The following is an 18,676-nucleotide window of genomic DNA, read 5'->3' on the forward strand; positions in this document are numbered from 1 at the left end:
AATGTATACCGTGTCTCGTGTATTAAAGACTGTCTCGCCTCAGGAGTTGCAGCAAGTTGAGCAGCAGCACTCCGTTTCTCTGCCTTTAGCTTATCAAAGCTGGATGCAACAATACGGGGAAGGGACTTATTCGGGCTGGATAAACATTCAACGGCCGGATTCCGAGGTGTTAAAACCATTTGCAGAATATGATCTCTGGGAACATACAGAAGAAACGGTAATCAGCCAGCATCAATTGCAAGAGTGTATCAGCATTGGAAGTTCAGTAGATGGAGATTTCCTGGCTGTTCATGCCGATGTGGAAGGACTTATATGGCTTCCACGGCATGATGAACAGATTTCAGTGTGGCCGGCAAACAATGAGTCATTTCCTGAAATTCTCGACCACATCTACTGCGGATATTACCGCAGAGACGAACCTTCAAGGCCGGCATATTTCGAACCGTGGAACGAGGAGCGGCAGCATATTTTTTATCATTTTACGGGAAAAGAACATGGTGTCTCTATGAAGGAACTGGCTGATCTGTGCCAATCGAACTTTTCATGGGATCTGGTCATTGAGAACGAATATACATGCATGCTGTTCCAATCGGGAATTGGCGGATATGTTCGTTTTAATTACGCATATGAGCGGGAAATTGCACTGTTCTATGAAAATAATGATCCGACTGAGGCACAAGAAGCGCAGAGGCAAGTGCAGGAGTTACAACAATTTTTGCAGGTACATCATTGCACCTTACAGGAGTAAACACACTAGAAGGAGAGGTGATTTGATGGAGTGGCTAAATACAAAAATTGCAGACCAGTGGCGAAATGAAGGCAAGCGGTACGCGGGCGATGTCAATGCGTTTGTACATAAAATGCTTCAAGGAGAGCAGCCGAATGAATCCGAACTGGCAGATGATACCCGCCATGCCATGAGTGCTAAAGTCATGAAGATGGTGAAACAGGCTAATCTTCAGGGTGAGGTGGAACGACTTCGAGAAGAATTACCTGCGGCAACATGGCCGCTGAGCAATCATTTTCAGGATTCCATGCAGGCTGTACAGGTTGCAGGTTATTTGAATGAGGAAACGGTGCTCTGTAACACAGGTATATTGTCGAATAACGGCCAAGTATACACGATGGATCAGCAGGGATGGTGGTGTAGTCCGGAATATACGTTTGCAGGCTGTTCAGAGGGCGGTGCTTACGTTGCTCTGGCGAATCGGGAAGGTGTACGTGTCGTTTTCAAGCCTGATTGCAGGCTTGAAGGAGAGCAGGTCTCATTCTACCCTTGGAACGGGATTCAGGATCGAATAAAAGCCAATTTGCCAGAAATTGAATCCCTGGCGGATATTACACACCCCGAATGCACGCTTGAAAAGTTGATCCCCATGGATCAAGGGCAGACGCTACTACTTCAATCCCGGTACGGTATCTATCTGATCGCACAGGAGCAGGTGACAATACTTCATCCCGACGCGTCTGAGATTCAGGAATATGAGTATGAAGATACTCAGCTTGCTATGGGACATACCGCAGTATCCTATGACGAGCGCCAGATTGCTTGGGGTAGCCAGATGAGTAGCCATACCGTGCTGGATCGGGAGTCCAATAAGACGTATGAAGTGGAGCCGGAATCCAGTTATCCGCATTGCGTGGCATTCAGCCGGGACAGCCAAGTTGTCTGGTTTAATGCCTGTCACTTTTACAATGGGGTCACGATTCAAGTTCCGCTAGACAACATGTCGGTTAGTAAACAGAAAGAGGAATGGCCAATCATGGACGAGAATGCGCGTGTGTATGCCATGGTTGAGATTGAAGCAGGTATGGTAATCGGTGATGCATACGGTTATTTGTACTGTATCAACCGCGAAGGACAAGAGCTTTGGCGTCATTTTGTAGGGTCAACAATCTATTCCCTGATGGTCTCACCTGAGCAGTCTCAGCTTGCCGTGGGAACCTATGGCGGTATGTTGCATATCCTTGATCTGCGTTCGGACCGTATGGATGAATACGGCATTGGCACAGGTGCTTTGCGTGAAAGGGAGCGTTATGTATTGTGGCGTGAACAAGAGCCGCTGCGCTGGTAGCATGGGCTGGTGACGGTCTGAATGAATGATTTTACTAAAGGGTGATGATATGGAACGTCAAGAGGCTGTGCTGTTGTTAAAATGTCATGCCTTTGCTCACGATGATGTGAATCATCCCACCATGGAACATGGTTTTCTCGGTAGCCTGCGTCGCTTTCGTGGTCAATTGCTTGAAGCGAATTTCCATGAACTGATGTGCATATTACGCGTGCTCGCTCCGGATCTTTCGAATCCAGCGTTGGATCGTGAAGTGATGGCTTGTCTGTGGAGTATTACTCATCTGGCGAGGGCTTGGGCTTTAGAACCGGAGGGTATGCTTCGCAGTAATCATTTGATCTCGGATGAGCAGGTTACGGTGATGGAAGAATGGCTTAATCTGTTCTCCTATGCAGTCATGATCCTGATTGAAGGCGGCGATGAGCAAGAAGCGTTCTGGGGATATGAACAATATGTGTTGGACTGCATTGTGGAGAAAGGTGAAGGTGAAGGGAGATGAAGTCTGGAGTGGATACTGTTATCAACGATCTACGGATAGAATTGAACCAATTGTTAGACCGGAAAATACAGGATGAAGAGATTCGGTCGCTGTATGACACGTATCTCCAATTGGAAGGGGCCTCGGAGGCCGAACTGGATCAGTTTGAAAAACAGTATGAGGTTCGCCTACCAGATGATTTCCGTGCTTTTTACCGTCATACGGATGGCAGTGGTTATGGTCTGCATGTGTTGTACCCGGGTGATGCGGAGCAAGGCTCATGCAATCCTTTCTATCTGATGTCGCTACATGAGATTCGGGAGACCAAACAATACTTCTGTGATGTAGACGAGAAGCTGGAGGAGCATTACGGGGAGGAAGAGATTTGCCAGTTGGATCCTGAAATAAAACCGTACTTGTTCCATAAATCATGGATTCCATTTGCCTCAATGGCTGGGGGTTCACTCTACTTGATGCTTGATTTTGATCCAACAGAGGCAGGTACATATGGGCAGATTATTATGTATGTGCATGATCCAGACTTTGTTTATTACGTTACATCTTCGTTTACGGAGCTTCTTCGGATGTCCAACCTCAATCTGAATTTAATCCAGGAAATTGAATACTAGATGCTCAATGTAAATGATATCAGATATAAAAAATAAATTAAAAAAAGACAGGAGCTACTTTAACAGCTCCTGTGGTAAGTTCTAGATTTTGGTCTTAGAACGTGAAACTCTCAGTCTCTACCACTGGAAGAAGCGGTGACCATGAAACCCGCCGGGACCTCCTGGTCCACCGGGTCCGCCCGGTCCGCCGCCGTGTGGCCCTCCCGGATACCCAGGGTAATGTCCCGGATAACCTCCGTGCCACCAAGGCCCAAGTCCCCCGATAGGAAAAGGAAGAGGAAAAGGCACTACTGGCGGATAAGGGTAGGGATATGGATAAGGGTACGGCGGTGGAGGGGGCGGATAATAAGGATAAGGATAACCTAACTGCTGGGTTGATGTAGAACCTGGAACAATTGACATATCACAAGCCTCCAATGTCTGGATTGATGATATCAGCCTATGCAGATTCATCACTTGCTGACACAGAGATTTAGCCCAGTCTAAATGGGCACAGATCTGGGCACTGGGCATAAGCTGAGGTATAGGTTATTACCTAAACCGAGAGCGAAGGGCAGGCGTTTTATTTTGGCAACCTCGTACATGGATTTCACTGTACCGACCACACAGTTTACGTATGATCTGAGCAAAAATCCGCTTTTTAAGAAAGATGAATATAATTACATTAATGCACTTTCGGTGAAACAGCTCAATACGTTGGGCAACAGCTCGTTATTGGATATTTTTCTCAGTGCAGGCAATGTCGTTGAACCTCAAATTCATCAGAACGCAAACGAGCTTGTTTATTGCATTAGTGGTTCGGCGGTTGTTTCCCTCATTAACCCCTTTACAAATGAATTGCTGCATTTCCCGATCACACCGGGGCAAACGGCTAACGTACCTCAAGGCTGGTGGCACTATGAAGTGGCAACGGCAAATCACACACATCTGCTCGCGATCTTTGATGCACCTGTACCCGAAGCGATATTTGGCTCCGATATTCTGCGACTGACACCTGCAAGCGTACTGGCTCATACCTATTGTCTGGATGAACACAAAGTGCAGGAAGCTTTGGCTCCCATTCAAAAAACGGTAATTATCGGCCCGCCGACAGATTGTAAAACTCAGGTTGCTCCGTCATCAAACCATATGCCTAATGTAGGGCCAAACCTCCAACCTAACATCGAACCACTTCATATCCAGCCCAACAATCAACCGAATATGCAGCCTAACAATCAACCGAACATGCAGCCCAACGTACAACCAAGCATTCAGTCGAACATGCTGCCTAACAATCAACCCAATATGCAACCCAATATGGTTCCATATGTGAATCGTCTTCCACATTGGGGTACCTGGGTAGATCCGCGTATTATCCACGAACCAGGATGTCCATACTATACGGAACTACCCGTACAGTTGAAATCAGATAACGAGGCGTGAATTCAATAAACATACTCAATTCATTACAGTATGCAGTCGTCTATTCATCTCTGTAATCATGACGATAATCCTCACATTCTAATCCTCATATTCAGCTTCCATAACGATAAAAAGGCGTTCAACTTAGAGCGCCTTTTTTTTTATTTTTTATAATGCTGTCACAAACTACATGTGTTGTTTGTCTTCAGTATGTAGACCAAATGATGGAGGCGAATGAAATAATGAATTTACGTATGAACTACAGGGCGGCAAACCCGGGTGCTTTCAAAGCCATGATGGCGATGGAGCAACATATATCCGGACAATTTGAAGATAAGGTGTTATATGAGCTGTTGAAAATCCGGGTGTCTCAGATCAATGGCTGTGCTTTTTGCTTGGACATGCATGCTAAAGATTTGATGAAGCTGGGCGATTACGGGGATCATATTCTTTTGCTGAGTGTGTGGCATGAAGTGCCTTTATTTACGGAGAAACAACGTGTTATGCTTGAACTTGCCGAGGCTGTGACGCGGATATCGGAACATGGAGTTCCTCTTGGGATATACGATAAAGCGCGTGAACAGTTCAGTGAAACAGAGATCGTTAATTTGATCATGGCGATCAACTCCATTAATAGCTGGAATCGCATCGCCATTACGACAGGAATGTACCCCGGTTGTTTTAACTAAAATGACAAACGAACCAAGCCAGAGGAGGCGATCTCATGCAGTCCAATCTCAATTTTGATCCAAATGAAAATAAATATATGCCGAAACCGTCTTCTCTGGATGTTGGTGAGTTATATAAAATGTATAAAAGTTATGCCTTCTCCATCGCTTACCGGATGCTGGGCACAGTGACAGAGGCAGAAGATATCGTTCAGGACTGCTTTGCAGGACTTCAAAGTATGGTGAATCAGGAAAATCAGGATATTCAGGATATTCATCAACCCAAGGCTTACCTTGCAAAACTCATCGTGAACCGCTGCCTGAATCTGCAGAACTCTGCCCGTAACCAGAGAGAGCATTATGTCGGAGAATGGCTTCCCGAGCCATTAGGTGTGTATGAAACGATAAATACGCCAGAGGAAGCGATACAGCAAAAAGAAATGATTTCGTACGCCTATCTGGTGATGCTGGAACGTCTATCCCCCATGGAACGTGCTGTTTTTGTGCTGCGAGAAGCCTTTGAGCATGACTATTCGGAGATCGCGGGTTGGTTGGGGAAAACAGAGAGTAACTGTCGACAAATATACAGTCGTGCCAGACGAAATCTGCCTGAAAAACTTCCAGCGATGGATCCTCCCAACGCCGATTGGAAAACCAAAGAAGAAATACTTGGCCGTTTTACCACAGCATTTCTCCGTCATGATGTTTCAGCCATGCTTGAACTGCTGACAGATCAGCCTGTATTCACAGCGGACGGGGGCGGTGTAGTGAGGACGATTATGAAAACCATGCGTGTACACCAAGGCGTGCTTGCGATTCTGACCTCTCCCAGAGTGCTCATCTCATTAAGAGAAAGAGAGTGGAAGCCTGCGTTTATTAACGGTGAGCCACAGCTTGCCTTGATGAAAGACGGGCAGGTATCTGAAGTGGTATGTGTGGAAATGAATACTTCAGGGGATCGAATCCATGGTGTGTATCTTATTGTCAATCCACACAAGCTGAGCACTGTGCAGCCTTTGGGCGAAGATTATAATCAATGCAAGAATTAACTTTAACCACACATAAGAAAGCGGCATGTTCCTGTAATCAGGACTGTCGCTTTTTTTTAGTATGAAATAAACCAAGGGTAAAAACATTTGAGAGGTCATTTTGAGTCGAACTCATCTATCAGAAATTTGATTCTACTTATTTACATGGTATGATTTAATAGGTTTGAAAAGGAGTAAATATATGTAATATTTGATGTGGGATTTGGAATTTTACACAAGTGAGGTTATATTCTTTGAAAAAACTGAATTATGTTCACATGTTTGTTTTTCTAAGTGCAGTTACTGTCGTCACGCTGGGTCTGTACTATGCGGCGGCAGATTGGCTGGATCAGACGTATTTCCGCTTCCTGATCTGGAATTTGTTTTTGGGTTGGATCCCATTTTTGTTCTCATCAATAACCTATAGATTGAGTCGTTTGAAGTGGGCAGGAGCCATATGGCTTGCAGTTCCTAGTGCGATGCTGTGGCTATTGTTTTTCCCGAACTCTTCATATATTGTTACGGATTTACTTCATTTGACGTCAAGAAGCTCAAGATATATTGCCGGAAACGGTGCAGAGTTCCACTATTGGTATGATCTTATGGTTGTGCTGATGTTTGTATGGGCAGGGTTACTGGTAGGGTTTCTGTCGATGTATCAGATTCAGGAAGTCATCTATGAACGGTGGGGACGTGCAGTGTCATGGATATTTGTACTGGGTGGAACAGCGCTTGGGAGTTATGGTGTTCTGCTTGGACGGGTGTATCGGTTAAACAGCTGGGATGCATTGACCAATCGTGAGCTGTTGATCAGGCTAATGCACGAAAGTGTAAGCCGGCCCTCTTTGGCATTTTGTATGTTCTTTGGAACGTTTCTTCTCACGATCTACCTTACGTTGTATTATCTGATGAATGCGAGAGGGTCTGGATCAGATAAAGCAAGTACACAAACCAATGACAAGAAAGTGTAGGTGAGTTCTTCGATATGTTGGATGCAGCAAAGATAACGGAAAAAGTCAGAGAAGTTATGGAAGATAAGGACTTTTCGGGCGTTGTGCTCTGCAAGCATCATGGACAGCCACTGTTTCAGATGGTGCGAGGGTATGCGAACCGCAGTGAAGAACTTTTAAATAATATAAATACACGTTTTGGTATCGCTTCGGGTTGTAAACTCTTCACAGCTGTAAGCATAGGTCAATTGATAGAAGAAGGGAAGTTTGCGTTGGAGTCCACATTAAAAGATGTCTTGAGCCTGACCTTTCCGGCATGGGATCCGGAGATTACGGTACACCAATTGCTGACACACACTTCCGGTGTGCCGGATTATTTTGATGAGGACGTGATGGACGATTTTTCAGCATTATGGAAAGACAGACCCGTGTACACGATGCGGAATCTTAGTGATTTTCTGCCGATGTTTCAGCATCTGCCGATGAAGTCTGCTCCCGGGCAGCAATTCCATTACAACAATGCGGCATTTATCGTGCTGGGACTCATTGTGGAACAATACACTGGCATTACGTTTACAACGTACGTGGAGGAACATATTTTTAAACGATGCGGTATGCAGGATTCAGGTTATTTCAAGACAGATCAGCTTCCGCGTAATACAGCAACTGGATATATCGATGCTGACGATGGGACATGGACAAGCAATATTTTTTCGATCCCCGTTCAAGGTGGGGCGGATGGAGGAGCCTATGTTACCGTACCGGATATGATTCGTTTCTGGGATGCTTTGATGGGGCATTTGTTGCTGAGCGAAGAGATGACCCGCTACTTGTTGACTCCACACAAGCATGACGAGGATGAGGCGTATTATGGTTTGGGTATATGGCTGGAACTTCGGGAAAATGAGATTTTTAAAACACATGTGATGGGTTTTGATCCAGGTGTTTCGTTTATGTCGGGGGTATATCCGAAGCATGGAGTCCAGCTTGTAGTTATATCTAATCAGGAGTCGGGTCCGTATCCTATAACGTTGGCAGTAGAGGAAGCGCTGGTATAGGGGGAGAGGTATGGTTCAGTTGCAGGCGTTTAGACAGCAGAGGAAGAGAAAACCACGAAAGAGCGGAAGCAGTAACAGCCGCCCGGAGTGAAGCCCTTGCTTGTCCGCTTACTACAGCGTGGTCTGGGCAAGGGCTTATGATTGGAATATTCTCCTGGAATCATTACGAATTTAATCGGACAAGTGAACTAGCTTCCACAACTCAGGCACGATTAATCTAGGGAATACATCGATGGGTGGCTTTTCCTTTTTGCGCTTATCATTGGTCAGCACGGTCACAAGCTGCAACTCGGGCACGATATATACATATTGGCCTCCGAATCCTCTGGCATAGTAATAATTCAGTGGCTTGTGATTCACTGAATTAGCAGGCTGCGATGGCGAGTTTTCGTCAAGATCCTGACCTGCATATTGATCCACCCACCAGTGCCAGCCGTAACTGCCATGGTTTGGCAGAGGGACGGTGATGAGGGGCTGTGTTGAACGTTGGATACGTTGGCTGGAGATGAGTTGTTTTCCTTCCCATATTCCTTCCTGAAGGTAAAGCTCTCCGAATTTGAGCAGGTCAGCAGGCAACAACCTCAGACCAAATCCACCTGTGTGTACACCTTGAGGATCTTGCTCCCATTCATAATGTTGAATGCCCAGTGGGCCAAACAGATAACGCTCGGCATACGCTGCCACACTCATGCCTGTATGCTGCATCAAAATGGAAGATAAAATCTGGGAAACTCCCGAATTGTACTCCATATGTGTGCCTGGTTTATGCCGCAAACGCTGTTCCAAGGTGAAGTTGACCCAATGTTCCGTACGTGTCATCCGTGGAAATGAGTTTTGTCCTCCAAACTCATCCCAGTTAAATCCGGCTGTCATTGTAAGCAGTTGCTCCAGCGTAATCGCTGGTTTACGTGGGTCAGGATCAGAAGTGAGTTGCGGGAAAAAGGTGGAAAGGGGTATATCTGCCTCAGGTAATAGGCCTTGATCCATGGCAATACAGATGAGCGCAGAGATGAAGCTCTTGGTACATGAATTAATTTTGGCAATATGGGTCTCTGCCTGAGCATCCCGATAATGCTTGTACATCATCTCTCCACGCACACTGACGAGACAACTTCGCAGATCCAGCGGTGGAATGATATGCTGTAATGTATGGTGAAGGGTTGAAAGATTCATATTGTCCTTTCTGTGTACGTTGGTGTATTTAGGATGTAGATTCGAAATGGCTGCCAACTATATTAGCATATTCATTCGGGTAGCTCAACAAACATCAATTTCTTTATAATCATTGCACAGGAGGTCAACATGATGTACAAAATCGGTAATCAAGGAACGTTCAAAACCTTACCTGATCAAGCCCTCGCGATCTATCAAGGGGATGTTGCCCGTGTTGAAACATATATCGAGCAAGGCATGGACTTGGAAGAAAAAATTTCGTTGAGTAAAAATATCATGCTTAGCCCGCTTGATCTGGCACTGATCTGTAATCAGCTTAAGGTTGTCAGACTACTTGTAGAGCGGGGAGCCGAGATGAATGCCAAGGATCATCCGGCCATTCTATATGCAGCGCGCTACTGTGGTGCAGATATAATTCGTTATTTGGTTGAGCAGGGAGCGACATTAAACGGAATAAGTCGGTTGAAATCCAGTGCATATGACGAGGCGTACTACGGAAACAAAAAGAATATAACGGTGCTGAACGAGCTTGGGCTGGATATCCGTAAATATGGCGGCAAAACGTTGCGAAAAGCAGTGTCGGATTATGATATGAAGACCGTTCAATACCTGTTGAATGAGGGTGTGGACATCAATTATAATGAGCCGGATATGGTCTATCCATACAAGGCGACACCGCTCACCGTAGCAGCACGTCAGAACAGTATGCGAATGGTCAAATATTTGGTAGAACAAGGTGCAGATGTGACCCTGCAGGAGATGGATGGGGAGCGGGCATATACGATCGCGGTCAGTCAGAAAAATAGTGAAATGGCAGACTACTTGAGATCACATGAGCCTGAAGAGTTTCATAATCTGAGCAACAAACTGCATGCGCTCCAATCATACAAGCTTCCAAATCAATTAATTCATTTCCTGACCGAAGGTTCGCGTAAAATCAATTTGCCAAGCCGTCCTGCTGGTGTTGGATTTATTGAATTTTTTTCCTTGACGGATACAGTGGAGATGAAGATGGGCAGGCAGAAGTTGCTGCGTCTATCCTCTGAACTGGATCAGTACTCTCATATGCTGATCGTCTGGAATCCGAGCAAAAAAATGATAGGTTATGCGGATATTGAACATCTGGAGCATGGCATATTGTGTACGTTTGAACAATTCATGGCCGAGCCTGAGGTTTATATCGAACGTCTTTTGAATTAGTTGAAAGTGTTATAGACGATATAATCGTGATCTGGATACAGAAGGGACTAAAGCCTGTTTCTTAATGAAACAACGCTCCAGTCCCTTGTTTATCTTTTTGAACAAAACCTAAGATATGATCTGTGCATTTTTCAACTGAAATCCAACGTATGTTCTAAAAATCCTTCGTACGATCAAAGACCTCGTATAACTGCTCTCGATTAATCTTGAAGGAACCGGGCTGGTTGGTTTCCAACTGCTCCTCTAATTGATCAAGCAAGTCAACAAGTGCCGCATTAATTTCTTCACGCTCCATCGTTTCAATGAATTCTGACTTGGCATCCATTTGATTGAACATCTGTGTATACTCATGGGTGAAGGAGATTAGATATTCAGAGAGCGTGTCTGCTTGAACCGTTCGCTGGCTTAATTCACGAATCCGCTTCAGAGATTGTTTATACAACTGCGCGGCTTTTTTGGCAGGTACTGCCTTAATCTGTTCCCTGCCGTCCCAGTCCCGAAACGGATTGTTCAGATTTTCTGCGAGCCATTCCGGTTTACGTGGCTGAGTGATGTCTAGATCGATTCGGGTTTCAGCAACTTTTTTATATCGGGTTTTGATTGACTTGGCTGCTTCTGCCGGCAGACTGTTCATCCAGAGTGTATGTAGTTCAGGGAGTTGCTCGGGACTTGGAAATTGATCTCCATCAAAGCCAAATAGGTCATTCGTGCTGAACATTTGCAAGGATGTTAGGTGCTGAATGGAATGAATACCAGATATCGTACCGGGTTTACCCCACAAGCGTAATTGGGAAAGTTCGGGGGAGGTTTGAACGACAGATTCAATATTAAGCTCTGCGATTTTATACAATTGAAGGCTCCCTAGACGAGAAATACCGCGAATCTCAGGTAAAGATTCCGCTATACACAAGGTCAATCGTTCTCCTTCGGCAGCTGCATCGATATGTAGACTTGGGCTTATCTCTCCAGTGAGGCTTAGGAAATCCATCCTGTCATTCAAAACAATTTGTTCCACTCCGCTGGCATCCACAACAAGTCGGGTCAATTGCGTTTGGCTGAAATTCAGTTCACGTTGACCGTGGTTCTTAATGTGGAGTTCATAAACAAAGGGGTTCTCCTGCAGAAAAGAAATAATGGCATCATGATATGTATTCATCTCGATATGGGTCAGACACGGAAGCGTCTCAAGAGTAGCGACATCTTCTGCCGAGGTAGGAGTGAAGTTACGAATCGTACTGGTGTTACGTCTCATTTCACTTCCACCAACAATGATTCCCTCGTGATCCCTCGCTGCTTGTTTAAAAAGAGCCCTACGGCTTTCAGCAATTTGATCCCATTGACGCTGACGATACAAACTTTCTCCGGCCAGCCATCCTGTATCGTAACTTCGGGGTTCTTCAGTGATCAGTGGAAGACGGTTACCGGCTAAAATATACAGTTCAGGAATATCCGCTTTTACATAGTTATGTTCTAAAATATCATTCCAAAAATAGAAATTACGGAACAGTGGTTTCATCGCATCAAGTTCGGATTCTGTTGGAAGTTGATCTCCAGACCAGTCCAATTGCAGGATGGCGGCTAGTGTGCGTGTTTTTTTATCGTCCGTTGCTTTCAGAGCAGTGACCTGACATGCTGTATATTGCTGCATTTGATCATCATAGATGCAATAAATATCCCCGATGGATGGAAACATAATAAACTCCTCTCAACATAGAAAGTCTGCATTGTAAAAAATAAAGCTGAATTCTCCTATTAAAATTATATCATCTTAATCTGATAAACTTCCAATTCGTGTAGCAGAGATGTCTGTTCTTCTTTTATTAGTAGAGACAAGTTTACTTCGATGCACGTTTAGGTGTGCAGCTTGGCTGCAGTATTATCTCATGAATTTTCAGCATACAGTATAACAACGAGATGTTTGCCCAAGGAGGAGAATAAAACTGATGATCAATCCAATCTTGAAATCCCCAAACGTTCCACTAGCTGCGGATTCTAACGCTGTAGTGAATTACCGGAGAGATTCAAGCAACTACGTAACTCAGCTGTTTGGTGAGCAACTGCCAACGATTGAGAATGGATTTTTTAACGTTTACCTGAGCAAAGGCATTATTGTACAGCCCCATTGGCATACCAATGTCACGGAGATGGTTGTGGTCATCAACGGTGAAATTACAGCATCCGTGTTCAATCCATTCACTCGCGAACGGATCACGTATCGTTTGAAGCCGGGGCAAGTGGTTGTTTTTCCAAAGGGCTGGTTTCACTGGTTTGTGGCGGAGACCGATGGAGTATATGTGCTGACCATATTTGATCAACCGACACCGGATATTGTATTTGGCGCAGATTTCCTTGCAGCTACACCGCCCGATGTTGCTCACCGCGCATATTGTCTGGATGAAGAAGCTTATGCCAAAGCGGTTGCTTCCATCCAAAATGATGCCATTCTGGGCCCGAATATCGGGTGTGGAACCGTTGTTTCGGATACCTCCGTTCAAGCTTCCAAGGCGTCAACGGCACCCAACCATAAACCTCAACCCTGAAGGGTTCCAACTTCATCTTAATTAAAAACAATGTTAGAAACCTGCAGCTGAGCGAATTGAGTTGCAGGTTTTTAAATTGCAGGCGTTGACGCTATTCACCCTCTCTCTGTTACTATAGGAGTAACAACAATGAAAATGGAGGATATCATCGATGGCTGTAACAGAAAACGAATGGCTTGAAACAGCGATGAGTTATGCACCGGTAATCATGTTTGATCAGAATGAACCTTTCTATCCGGATTTCGTCGGCGTGACGGTGTTCGAACGTTCTGGACCTTCTCCATCCTTTCGAAGAGAAATTGAGTTTCCTTCTGAAGCGGTTCAGTATGTTATTGAATATGCGATATGGTGGGATTACGAGATCGGACATCTTTATGAGATGGAGCATGTATGGGTGTATGTAGGACATCATGGGGAGGTCGTGGACTGCGAGGCTAGCTTTCATGGGAGGGTATTAAGAGGGCTGTTAAAAGATCGAGTTAATCTGGTAGGCCATCATGTGTGTCTGTACTCACAGCCGGGAAAACATGCCTTTTCACCATTGCCTGTTGTATTTGAATTACTGCCGAATCTGTATAGTGCAGCGGGAGTGAAGGCGGGTTGTGACGGGTTGCTTGTCAATGAAATGTTTAAGCCTTTTTTTCAAACCAGTGAACAGATCGATGCGCGCGTCAAAAAGTATCTACAAACCAAAGCATTTGTGCCATCCATGCAGTTTGAAGAGTATCTGTTGAAACCGGAGATGTTTATGACATGGGACAGGCTTTTTACATTGATTCCACAGCGAATTAAAGACCGTATAGCAGAGCTGGATCAGCTGGAAGAATATGAATAAAACCAAGCTTGATCCGATCACAAAAAGCTGAAAATCCCAAATGGATTAAGAGAACAATCAAACTCATTTTTAATGAATTTGATTGTCCTTTTTTTGGGTCAATTGAATCATATTTCATGGGAATTTATTAGACTTAAGTCACATTATTAAATATTTCGGTGTTAGAAATATGACCTTTACTTCGTAGTTTTAGGAACAAAGTAGTCGAAAGAACTATGAACTAACATATAGGTCTGATTTAAAAATAGAACATAGATATCACATCGCTATGTAAAGTGGTATGTATAAAAAAATATATAATAATTGCGTTAAAACGAAAATTTTATATAGAAATTTAGTATATTAGTATTTATTAACACAAAAACAAGTTACTTATTAATTATAATAAAATTACACAAAAATGAAAGTTTACAAAAAATGAAATTTAACTATTCAGTTTTGTAATATTTATGTCGAAATACATCGTATGCTGTCTGGAGAGCGATCCATAGAATGGATTAGCAAACTTTATTTACATAACTAGACACGAAGAAACTTAGGGGGAGATAAAATGAAGTGGTTCGGCAACTTGAAAACAGCAACAAAGATTATCTCAGCATTCTTGGTTGTATCAATGATTCTTGCCATCCTTGGAGTGTATTCGATTACTACACTTAGAAGCACCAATGAACACATGAAAGAAATTTACGCCAATAATCTGGTCTCGGTAAAAGAGTTGAGTGGAGCCCAGATGAATTACCAGAGAGTTCGGGTTAACATTCGTGACCTCAACTTTGAAAAGAATTCCGCAGAGCAAAATCGTATTATTGATAATATTAATATTATTAAAGGTAACATCGAGAGTCAAATTGAAGGCTATCGTCCTCTGGCAACTACCCCCGAAGAAAGTGCACTCCTTAGCAAATTTGATACGCAGTATTCAAAGTACATGCAAATCTTGGAGCAAGGTATAGGGCTGGCAAAAAGCAATGACGATCAAGGTTTTTTGGTTTTCTTGAAAGATACACTCAAGTCGCCTGGTGATGAAGCTCTGGCCACATTGGGTAGTCTGGTGGAGCTGAACGAGAAACTTGCCGAACAGAACAATATGAAGTCTGAAGCGGCATACACAAGTGCATTCACAGTCACGGTTGCTTTAGTCATTGGTTCTATTATCTTTAGTATTATCATCGGATTTGTCATTTCACGCTCCATCTCTAGACCTCTATTGGCCATGCTTGGTCTCGCTACGGAAGTCGCTAACGGAAATCTGACCCTGAAGTCTGATATTTCTTCAAAAGACGAGGTTGGGCAATTGGCCTTCGCGCTTAATCGAATGGTGGATAATCTGCGAGACTTAATTAATAACATTGTCATGAATTCACAGAGCGTTGCAGCATCATCTGAACAGATCTCAGCAAGTACAGAGGAAATTGCAAGTACAAGCACAAGTCAATCCAGTGAAGCAGCGAACATCTCCGAATTGTTTAAGGAATTGTCTCTGGCCATCAACTCTGTAGCTGCAAGTGCTGAAGAAGCTGCCGAGTTGTCCAATGATACGGTGAAAACGGCACGTGAAGGTGGTCATGTCGTACGGACTTCCCTGGAAGGTATGCAAGCTGTTAGTACCAAAATGGCAAAGCTTGAAGAAGATTCACGCAAAATTGGCGATATTATCGAAGTGATTGACGACATAGCTGAACAGACCAATCTGCTTGCATTGAATGCTGCGATCGAAGCAGCACGTGCTGGAGAACAGGGAAGAGGATTTGCGGTTGTGGCTGACGAAGTTCGCAAGCTTGCTGAACGCAGCGGTGAAGCCACCAAAGAAATCACAACGATTATTAAAGTGATGCAAGAGAATACGAGACAAAGCGTTCAAGCCGTTTCGGATAGTGTGCAGCAATCATCTAAAACAGGGCAAGCCTTTGATCAGATTATTGAGATGGTCAACAACTCTTCCCAAAAGGTAAATGAAATTGCAGCTGCATGTGAGGAAGAGGCGGCACAAGCTGCTGAGGTGATGAGTTCAGTAGAGTCGATCTCTGCATCCAGTGAGGAGTCTGCCGCTGCATCCGAAGAAACGGCAGCAACTTGTCAATCACTTGCGCATCTTGCAGAAGAGTTGGCTGAATCTGCATCTGCTTTCAAAACCCAGTCATAATAACGAATTGAGGGTGAAACGATGTCTTCACTTCAGAAGGAACAATATATTGAAATGTCTGTCGGCGCAGAGACCTGCGCCATTCGAATCGAAGAAATTCACGAAATTATAAAAATGCAAAGTATTACCGATATTCCGTTTAGCAGGCCTGAGATCAAAGGAGTTATGAATCTGCGTGGTAAAGTCGTCTGTGTCATGAGCTTGCGTAATTTGCTGGGCATGCCGGACGAATCGGACACTCGGGCGACCCGAATTATTGTGGTGCGTTACCAGGATGAATATATCGGTTTGATTGTAGACCGAGTCAGTAAAGTCACAACTTATTCGGAAATACATCCGCCTACTGGAGGTCATGGACGTAACCTTGAAATATTCTTTCAGGGTGTGGGCCAAAAGGGAGATAATCTGGTTGGTATTTTGAAGCTGGATGAAATATTGGGCGGTTAGGAGGGAATGCACCAATGATGGATTTGTCCGCCTATCGCGACATATTTATCGAAGAACTGAATGATCAATTGGAACGGATGGATCAGTCATTGCTTGCACTTGAACTTTCACCTTCTGTGGAACTCGTGCAGACATTATTTCGAGCGGCTCATACGATTAAAGGCTCGGCTTCGACTATGGATTTTCGTGAATTAAGTGATCTGACACATGAAGTGGAGTATGCATTGGAATGGGTGCGATCCAAGAAACCGGAAATTACCGCACAACTCATCGATACACTTTTTCGCTCATTAGATGCGATGAGAGTACTTAGGGATCAATATGTGCGGGGAGAAAGTTATACTGATTTTCGTGCAGTGGTTAAAGAAATACAAGACATGATTCATCAGCCGGCCTCGGTTGTGCAGACCAAGTCACTCGCTCTAAAGCCTGTGGAGTCTAATCTATTCAGTGAGGTACTTGAAACGGGCCATCAGATGTTTTCCATTCGTATTGTATTAAGCTCAGATTGTTTGATGAAAGCAGCGAGATATCATATCTTGTGTAAACGGGTTGAAGATGTATGCGGTAATGTACTGGCGACATCTATTGAAAAGCAGGGTCTTGATGAGGAACTGGGAGAAGCGCATTATAACGAGTTTGTGATCATTACAGCTTCTTCTCTGGATCAAGCTCAGATTGAGAGTGCGCTATCTGGAGATTTGGATATTCGGAGCGTGGATGTTGGTCCGTATATTTTGGCGACAGAAGAGGTTGCAGTAGCAACTGAATTAAAAGAGACTGAAATGACGGTTGGAATAGAGAAGGCCGACTCGTCAGTGCCCCCTCAAGAAGATAAGATGAAGTCAACTCAGCCTACCGTTCGCGTAAGTGTAGAACGACTGGATCATTTGATGAATCTTGTTGGCGAGCTACTTATTGATCAGACCTCTCTTGCTGATTTGAGCCGTTCTGGTGCCCGCAAGGAGCCCTCCCCGGTGATTCAAAGTATTGGTGGGGTGTCCGACCATATGGGCAGAGTTATTAAGGAACTGCAGGATGGGGTTATGAAGACGCGCATGCTGCCTATTGATCAATTGTTGAACAGGTTCCCGAGGCTGGTGCGGGATTTGTCGCAGAAGCTCGGGAAAGATATTGAGCTGGTCATTAAAGGCGGAGAGACGGAGCTGGATCGCATGATTATCGAAGAACTCAGCGACCCGTTGATCCATCTGATTCGGAACAGTGCGGATCATGGTATTGAGAGCGCCGAGATTCGAACTAAGCAGAACAAACCTGCCAAAGGTCGAATAAAACTGACTTCGTATCATGAAGAAAATCATGTTGTGATTCGTTTCTCCGATGATGGCAAGGGCATTGATGGAGAGCAGATTAAAGCTTCTGCACTGAAAAAGGGTATTGTTTCAGAAGAACAAGCGGCTCGTTTGAATGCCCAGGAAGCTGTTCATCTCATCTTTGAACCGGGATTTTCAACGGCATCATCTGTGAGTGATGTTTCCGGTCGCGGTGTAGGTATGGATATCGTACGAAGCCAGATTGGCAGGCTGAATGGCATCATAGATATTGATACAGAGGTTGGTGTCGGCACAACGTTTACGATTCGTTTACCGCTCACCCTCGCCATTATTAAGGGGCTTCTGGTGAATGTCTCTGGCCGGGTAATGATTCTGCCGATGTATAACGTAGCGGAGATTGTGCGCATTAAACCTGAAGATATTCAGATGATCCAGGGACAGCAATCCATTCTGAATCATGGGCGCATTGTGCCATTTTACCGGCTGTGTGACAAGTTGCAATACCCACGTACAGATCGTAAATCAAAAACGATTCCCCTCGTTATTGTACGCTCGGTTGATAAAATCGCAGCCTATGCAGTAGATGAAATTATCGGGAACCAGGAAGTAGTGATCAAGTCACTTGGGACGTACCTCGGGGCAATGAACCATCTTTCTGGTGCAACGATTCTGGGTAACGGTAAAGTGGCCTTGATTCTGGATGCATCATATCTGGTAAGTCACTAAGGGCGCAGAGTCCAATGTATGCAGTAATCACAT

General features: G+C 44.5%; 17 protein-coding genes and 1 pseudogene. 15 read left to right on the forward strand and 3 right to left on the reverse strand.

Going from position 1 to position 18,676, the window contains the following annotated elements:
• The first annotated feature begins 1 nt into the window (after position 1).
• From ACR8BL_RS28575 to ACR8BL_RS28590, 4 genes are read left to right on the forward strand one after another with little or no spacing between them, the layout of a single operon-like run.
• Complete coding sequence (locus ACR8BL_RS28575; RefSeq protein ID WP_434750660.1) at positions 2–748, forward strand: SMI1/KNR4 family protein; 747 nt, start codon at positions 2–4, stop codon at positions 746–748.
• A 25-nt stretch (positions 749–773) separates the two neighbouring features.
• Positions 774–2,075: a hypothetical protein gene (locus tag ACR8BL_RS28580; RefSeq protein WP_434750661.1), complete on the forward strand. Its 1,302-nt coding sequence runs from the start codon at positions 774–776 to the stop codon at positions 2,073–2,075.
• A gap of 25 nt (positions 2,076–2,100) precedes the next feature.
• Positions 2,101–2,571: a hypothetical protein gene (locus ACR8BL_RS28585; RefSeq protein WP_434750662.1), complete on the forward strand. Its 471-nt coding sequence runs from the start codon at positions 2,101–2,103 to the stop codon at positions 2,569–2,571.
• Between the two features lie 8 nt (positions 2,572–2,579).
• Positions 2,580–3,179 carry an SMI1/KNR4 family protein gene (locus ACR8BL_RS28590; protein WP_434750663.1) on the forward strand — a complete coding sequence of 200 codons (600 nt, stop codon included), beginning with the start codon at positions 2,580–2,582 and terminating at the stop codon, positions 3,177–3,179.
• Positions 3,180–3,296: 117 nt separating this feature from the next.
• Here ACR8BL_RS28590 and ACR8BL_RS28595 read toward each other — a convergent pair whose 3' ends face one another.
• Positions 3,297–3,581 carry a hypothetical protein gene (locus ACR8BL_RS28595; RefSeq protein WP_434750664.1) on the reverse strand — a complete coding sequence of 95 codons (285 nt, stop codon included), beginning with the start codon at positions 3,579–3,581 and terminating at the stop codon, positions 3,297–3,299.
• Between the two features lie 180 nt (positions 3,582–3,761).
• Between ACR8BL_RS28595 and ACR8BL_RS28600 the strand changes: the two are divergent.
• From ACR8BL_RS28600 to ACR8BL_RS28620, 5 genes and pseudogenes are all read left to right on the forward strand, one after another.
• Positions 3,762–4,278 (forward strand): annotated as a pseudogene (locus ACR8BL_RS28600) (cupin domain-containing protein); the annotation flags it as partial.
• A gap of 544 nt (positions 4,279–4,822) precedes the next feature.
• Entirely contained in the window at positions 4,823–5,269 is a 447-nt protein-coding gene (locus tag ACR8BL_RS28605) for a carboxymuconolactone decarboxylase family protein (protein ID WP_434750665.1), read from the forward strand.
• 35 nt (positions 5,270–5,304) lie between these two features.
• Positions 5,305–6,297, forward strand: coding sequence for a sigma-70 family RNA polymerase sigma factor (locus ACR8BL_RS28610; RefSeq protein ID WP_434750666.1), 993 nt, complete (start codon positions 5,305–5,307; stop codon positions 6,295–6,297).
• A 233-nt stretch (positions 6,298–6,530) separates the two neighbouring features.
• Entirely contained in the window at positions 6,531–7,247 is a 717-nt protein-coding gene (locus tag ACR8BL_RS28615; RefSeq protein WP_434750667.1) for a DUF1361 domain-containing protein, read from the forward strand.
• Positions 7,248–7,261: 14 nt separating this feature from the next.
• Positions 7,262–8,284: a serine hydrolase domain-containing protein gene (locus ACR8BL_RS28620; protein WP_434756508.1), complete on the forward strand. Its 1,023-nt coding sequence runs from the start codon at positions 7,262–7,264 to the stop codon at positions 8,282–8,284.
• A gap of 171 nt (positions 8,285–8,455) precedes the next feature.
• Here the strand turns inward: ACR8BL_RS28620 and ACR8BL_RS28625 are convergent, their stop codons facing one another.
• A complete protein-coding gene (locus tag ACR8BL_RS28625) occupies positions 8,456–9,457 on the reverse strand; it encodes a serine hydrolase domain-containing protein (RefSeq protein ID WP_434750668.1) in 1,002 nt (333 codons plus the stop codon).
• 132 nt (positions 9,458–9,589) lie between these two features.
• Here ACR8BL_RS28625 and ACR8BL_RS28630 point away from each other — a divergent pair, with 132 nt between their 5' ends.
• Entirely contained in the window at positions 9,590–10,657 is a 1,068-nt protein-coding gene (locus ACR8BL_RS28630; RefSeq protein ID WP_434752957.1) for an ankyrin repeat domain-containing protein, read from the forward strand.
• A 154-nt stretch (positions 10,658–10,811) separates the two neighbouring features.
• On the opposite strand, the gene ACR8BL_RS28635 is transcribed toward ACR8BL_RS28630, so the two are convergent.
• Complete coding sequence (locus ACR8BL_RS28635) at positions 10,812–12,350, reverse strand: hypothetical protein (protein WP_434750669.1); 1,539 nt, start codon at positions 12,348–12,350, stop codon at positions 10,812–10,814.
• 250 nt (positions 12,351–12,600) lie between these two features.
• Here ACR8BL_RS28635 and ACR8BL_RS28640 point away from each other — a divergent pair, with 250 nt between their 5' ends.
• The 5 genes from ACR8BL_RS28640 (at position 12,601) to ACR8BL_RS28660 (ending at position 18,643) form a co-directional block, all read left to right on the forward strand.
• Positions 12,601–13,197: a cupin domain-containing protein gene (locus ACR8BL_RS28640; RefSeq protein ID WP_434750670.1), complete on the forward strand. Its 597-nt coding sequence runs from the start codon at positions 12,601–12,603 to the stop codon at positions 13,195–13,197.
• A 151-nt stretch (positions 13,198–13,348) separates the two neighbouring features.
• Positions 13,349–14,032 (forward strand): hypothetical protein, encoded by a 684-nt coding sequence (locus ACR8BL_RS28645; protein WP_434750671.1) that lies wholly within the window; start codon positions 13,349–13,351, stop codon positions 14,030–14,032.
• Positions 14,033–14,582: 550 nt separating this feature from the next.
• Positions 14,583–16,175: a methyl-accepting chemotaxis protein gene (locus tag ACR8BL_RS28650; protein WP_434750672.1), complete on the forward strand. Its 1,593-nt coding sequence runs from the start codon at positions 14,583–14,585 to the stop codon at positions 16,173–16,175.
• A gap of 21 nt (positions 16,176–16,196) precedes the next feature.
• Positions 16,197–16,622: a chemotaxis protein CheW gene (locus ACR8BL_RS28655; protein ID WP_434750673.1), complete on the forward strand. Its 426-nt coding sequence runs from the start codon at positions 16,197–16,199 to the stop codon at positions 16,620–16,622.
• A 14-nt stretch (positions 16,623–16,636) separates the two neighbouring features.
• Positions 16,637–18,643 carry a chemotaxis protein CheW gene (locus ACR8BL_RS28660; protein WP_434750674.1) on the forward strand — a complete coding sequence of 669 codons (2,007 nt, stop codon included), beginning with the start codon at positions 16,637–16,639 and terminating at the stop codon, positions 18,641–18,643.
• The last annotated feature ends 33 nt before the right edge of the window (positions 18,644–18,676 follow it).

Source organism: Paenibacillus amylolyticus (assembly GCF_051136285.1).
Lineage (GTDB): Bacteria > Bacillota > Bacilli > Paenibacillales > Paenibacillaceae > Paenibacillus > Paenibacillus amylolyticus_F.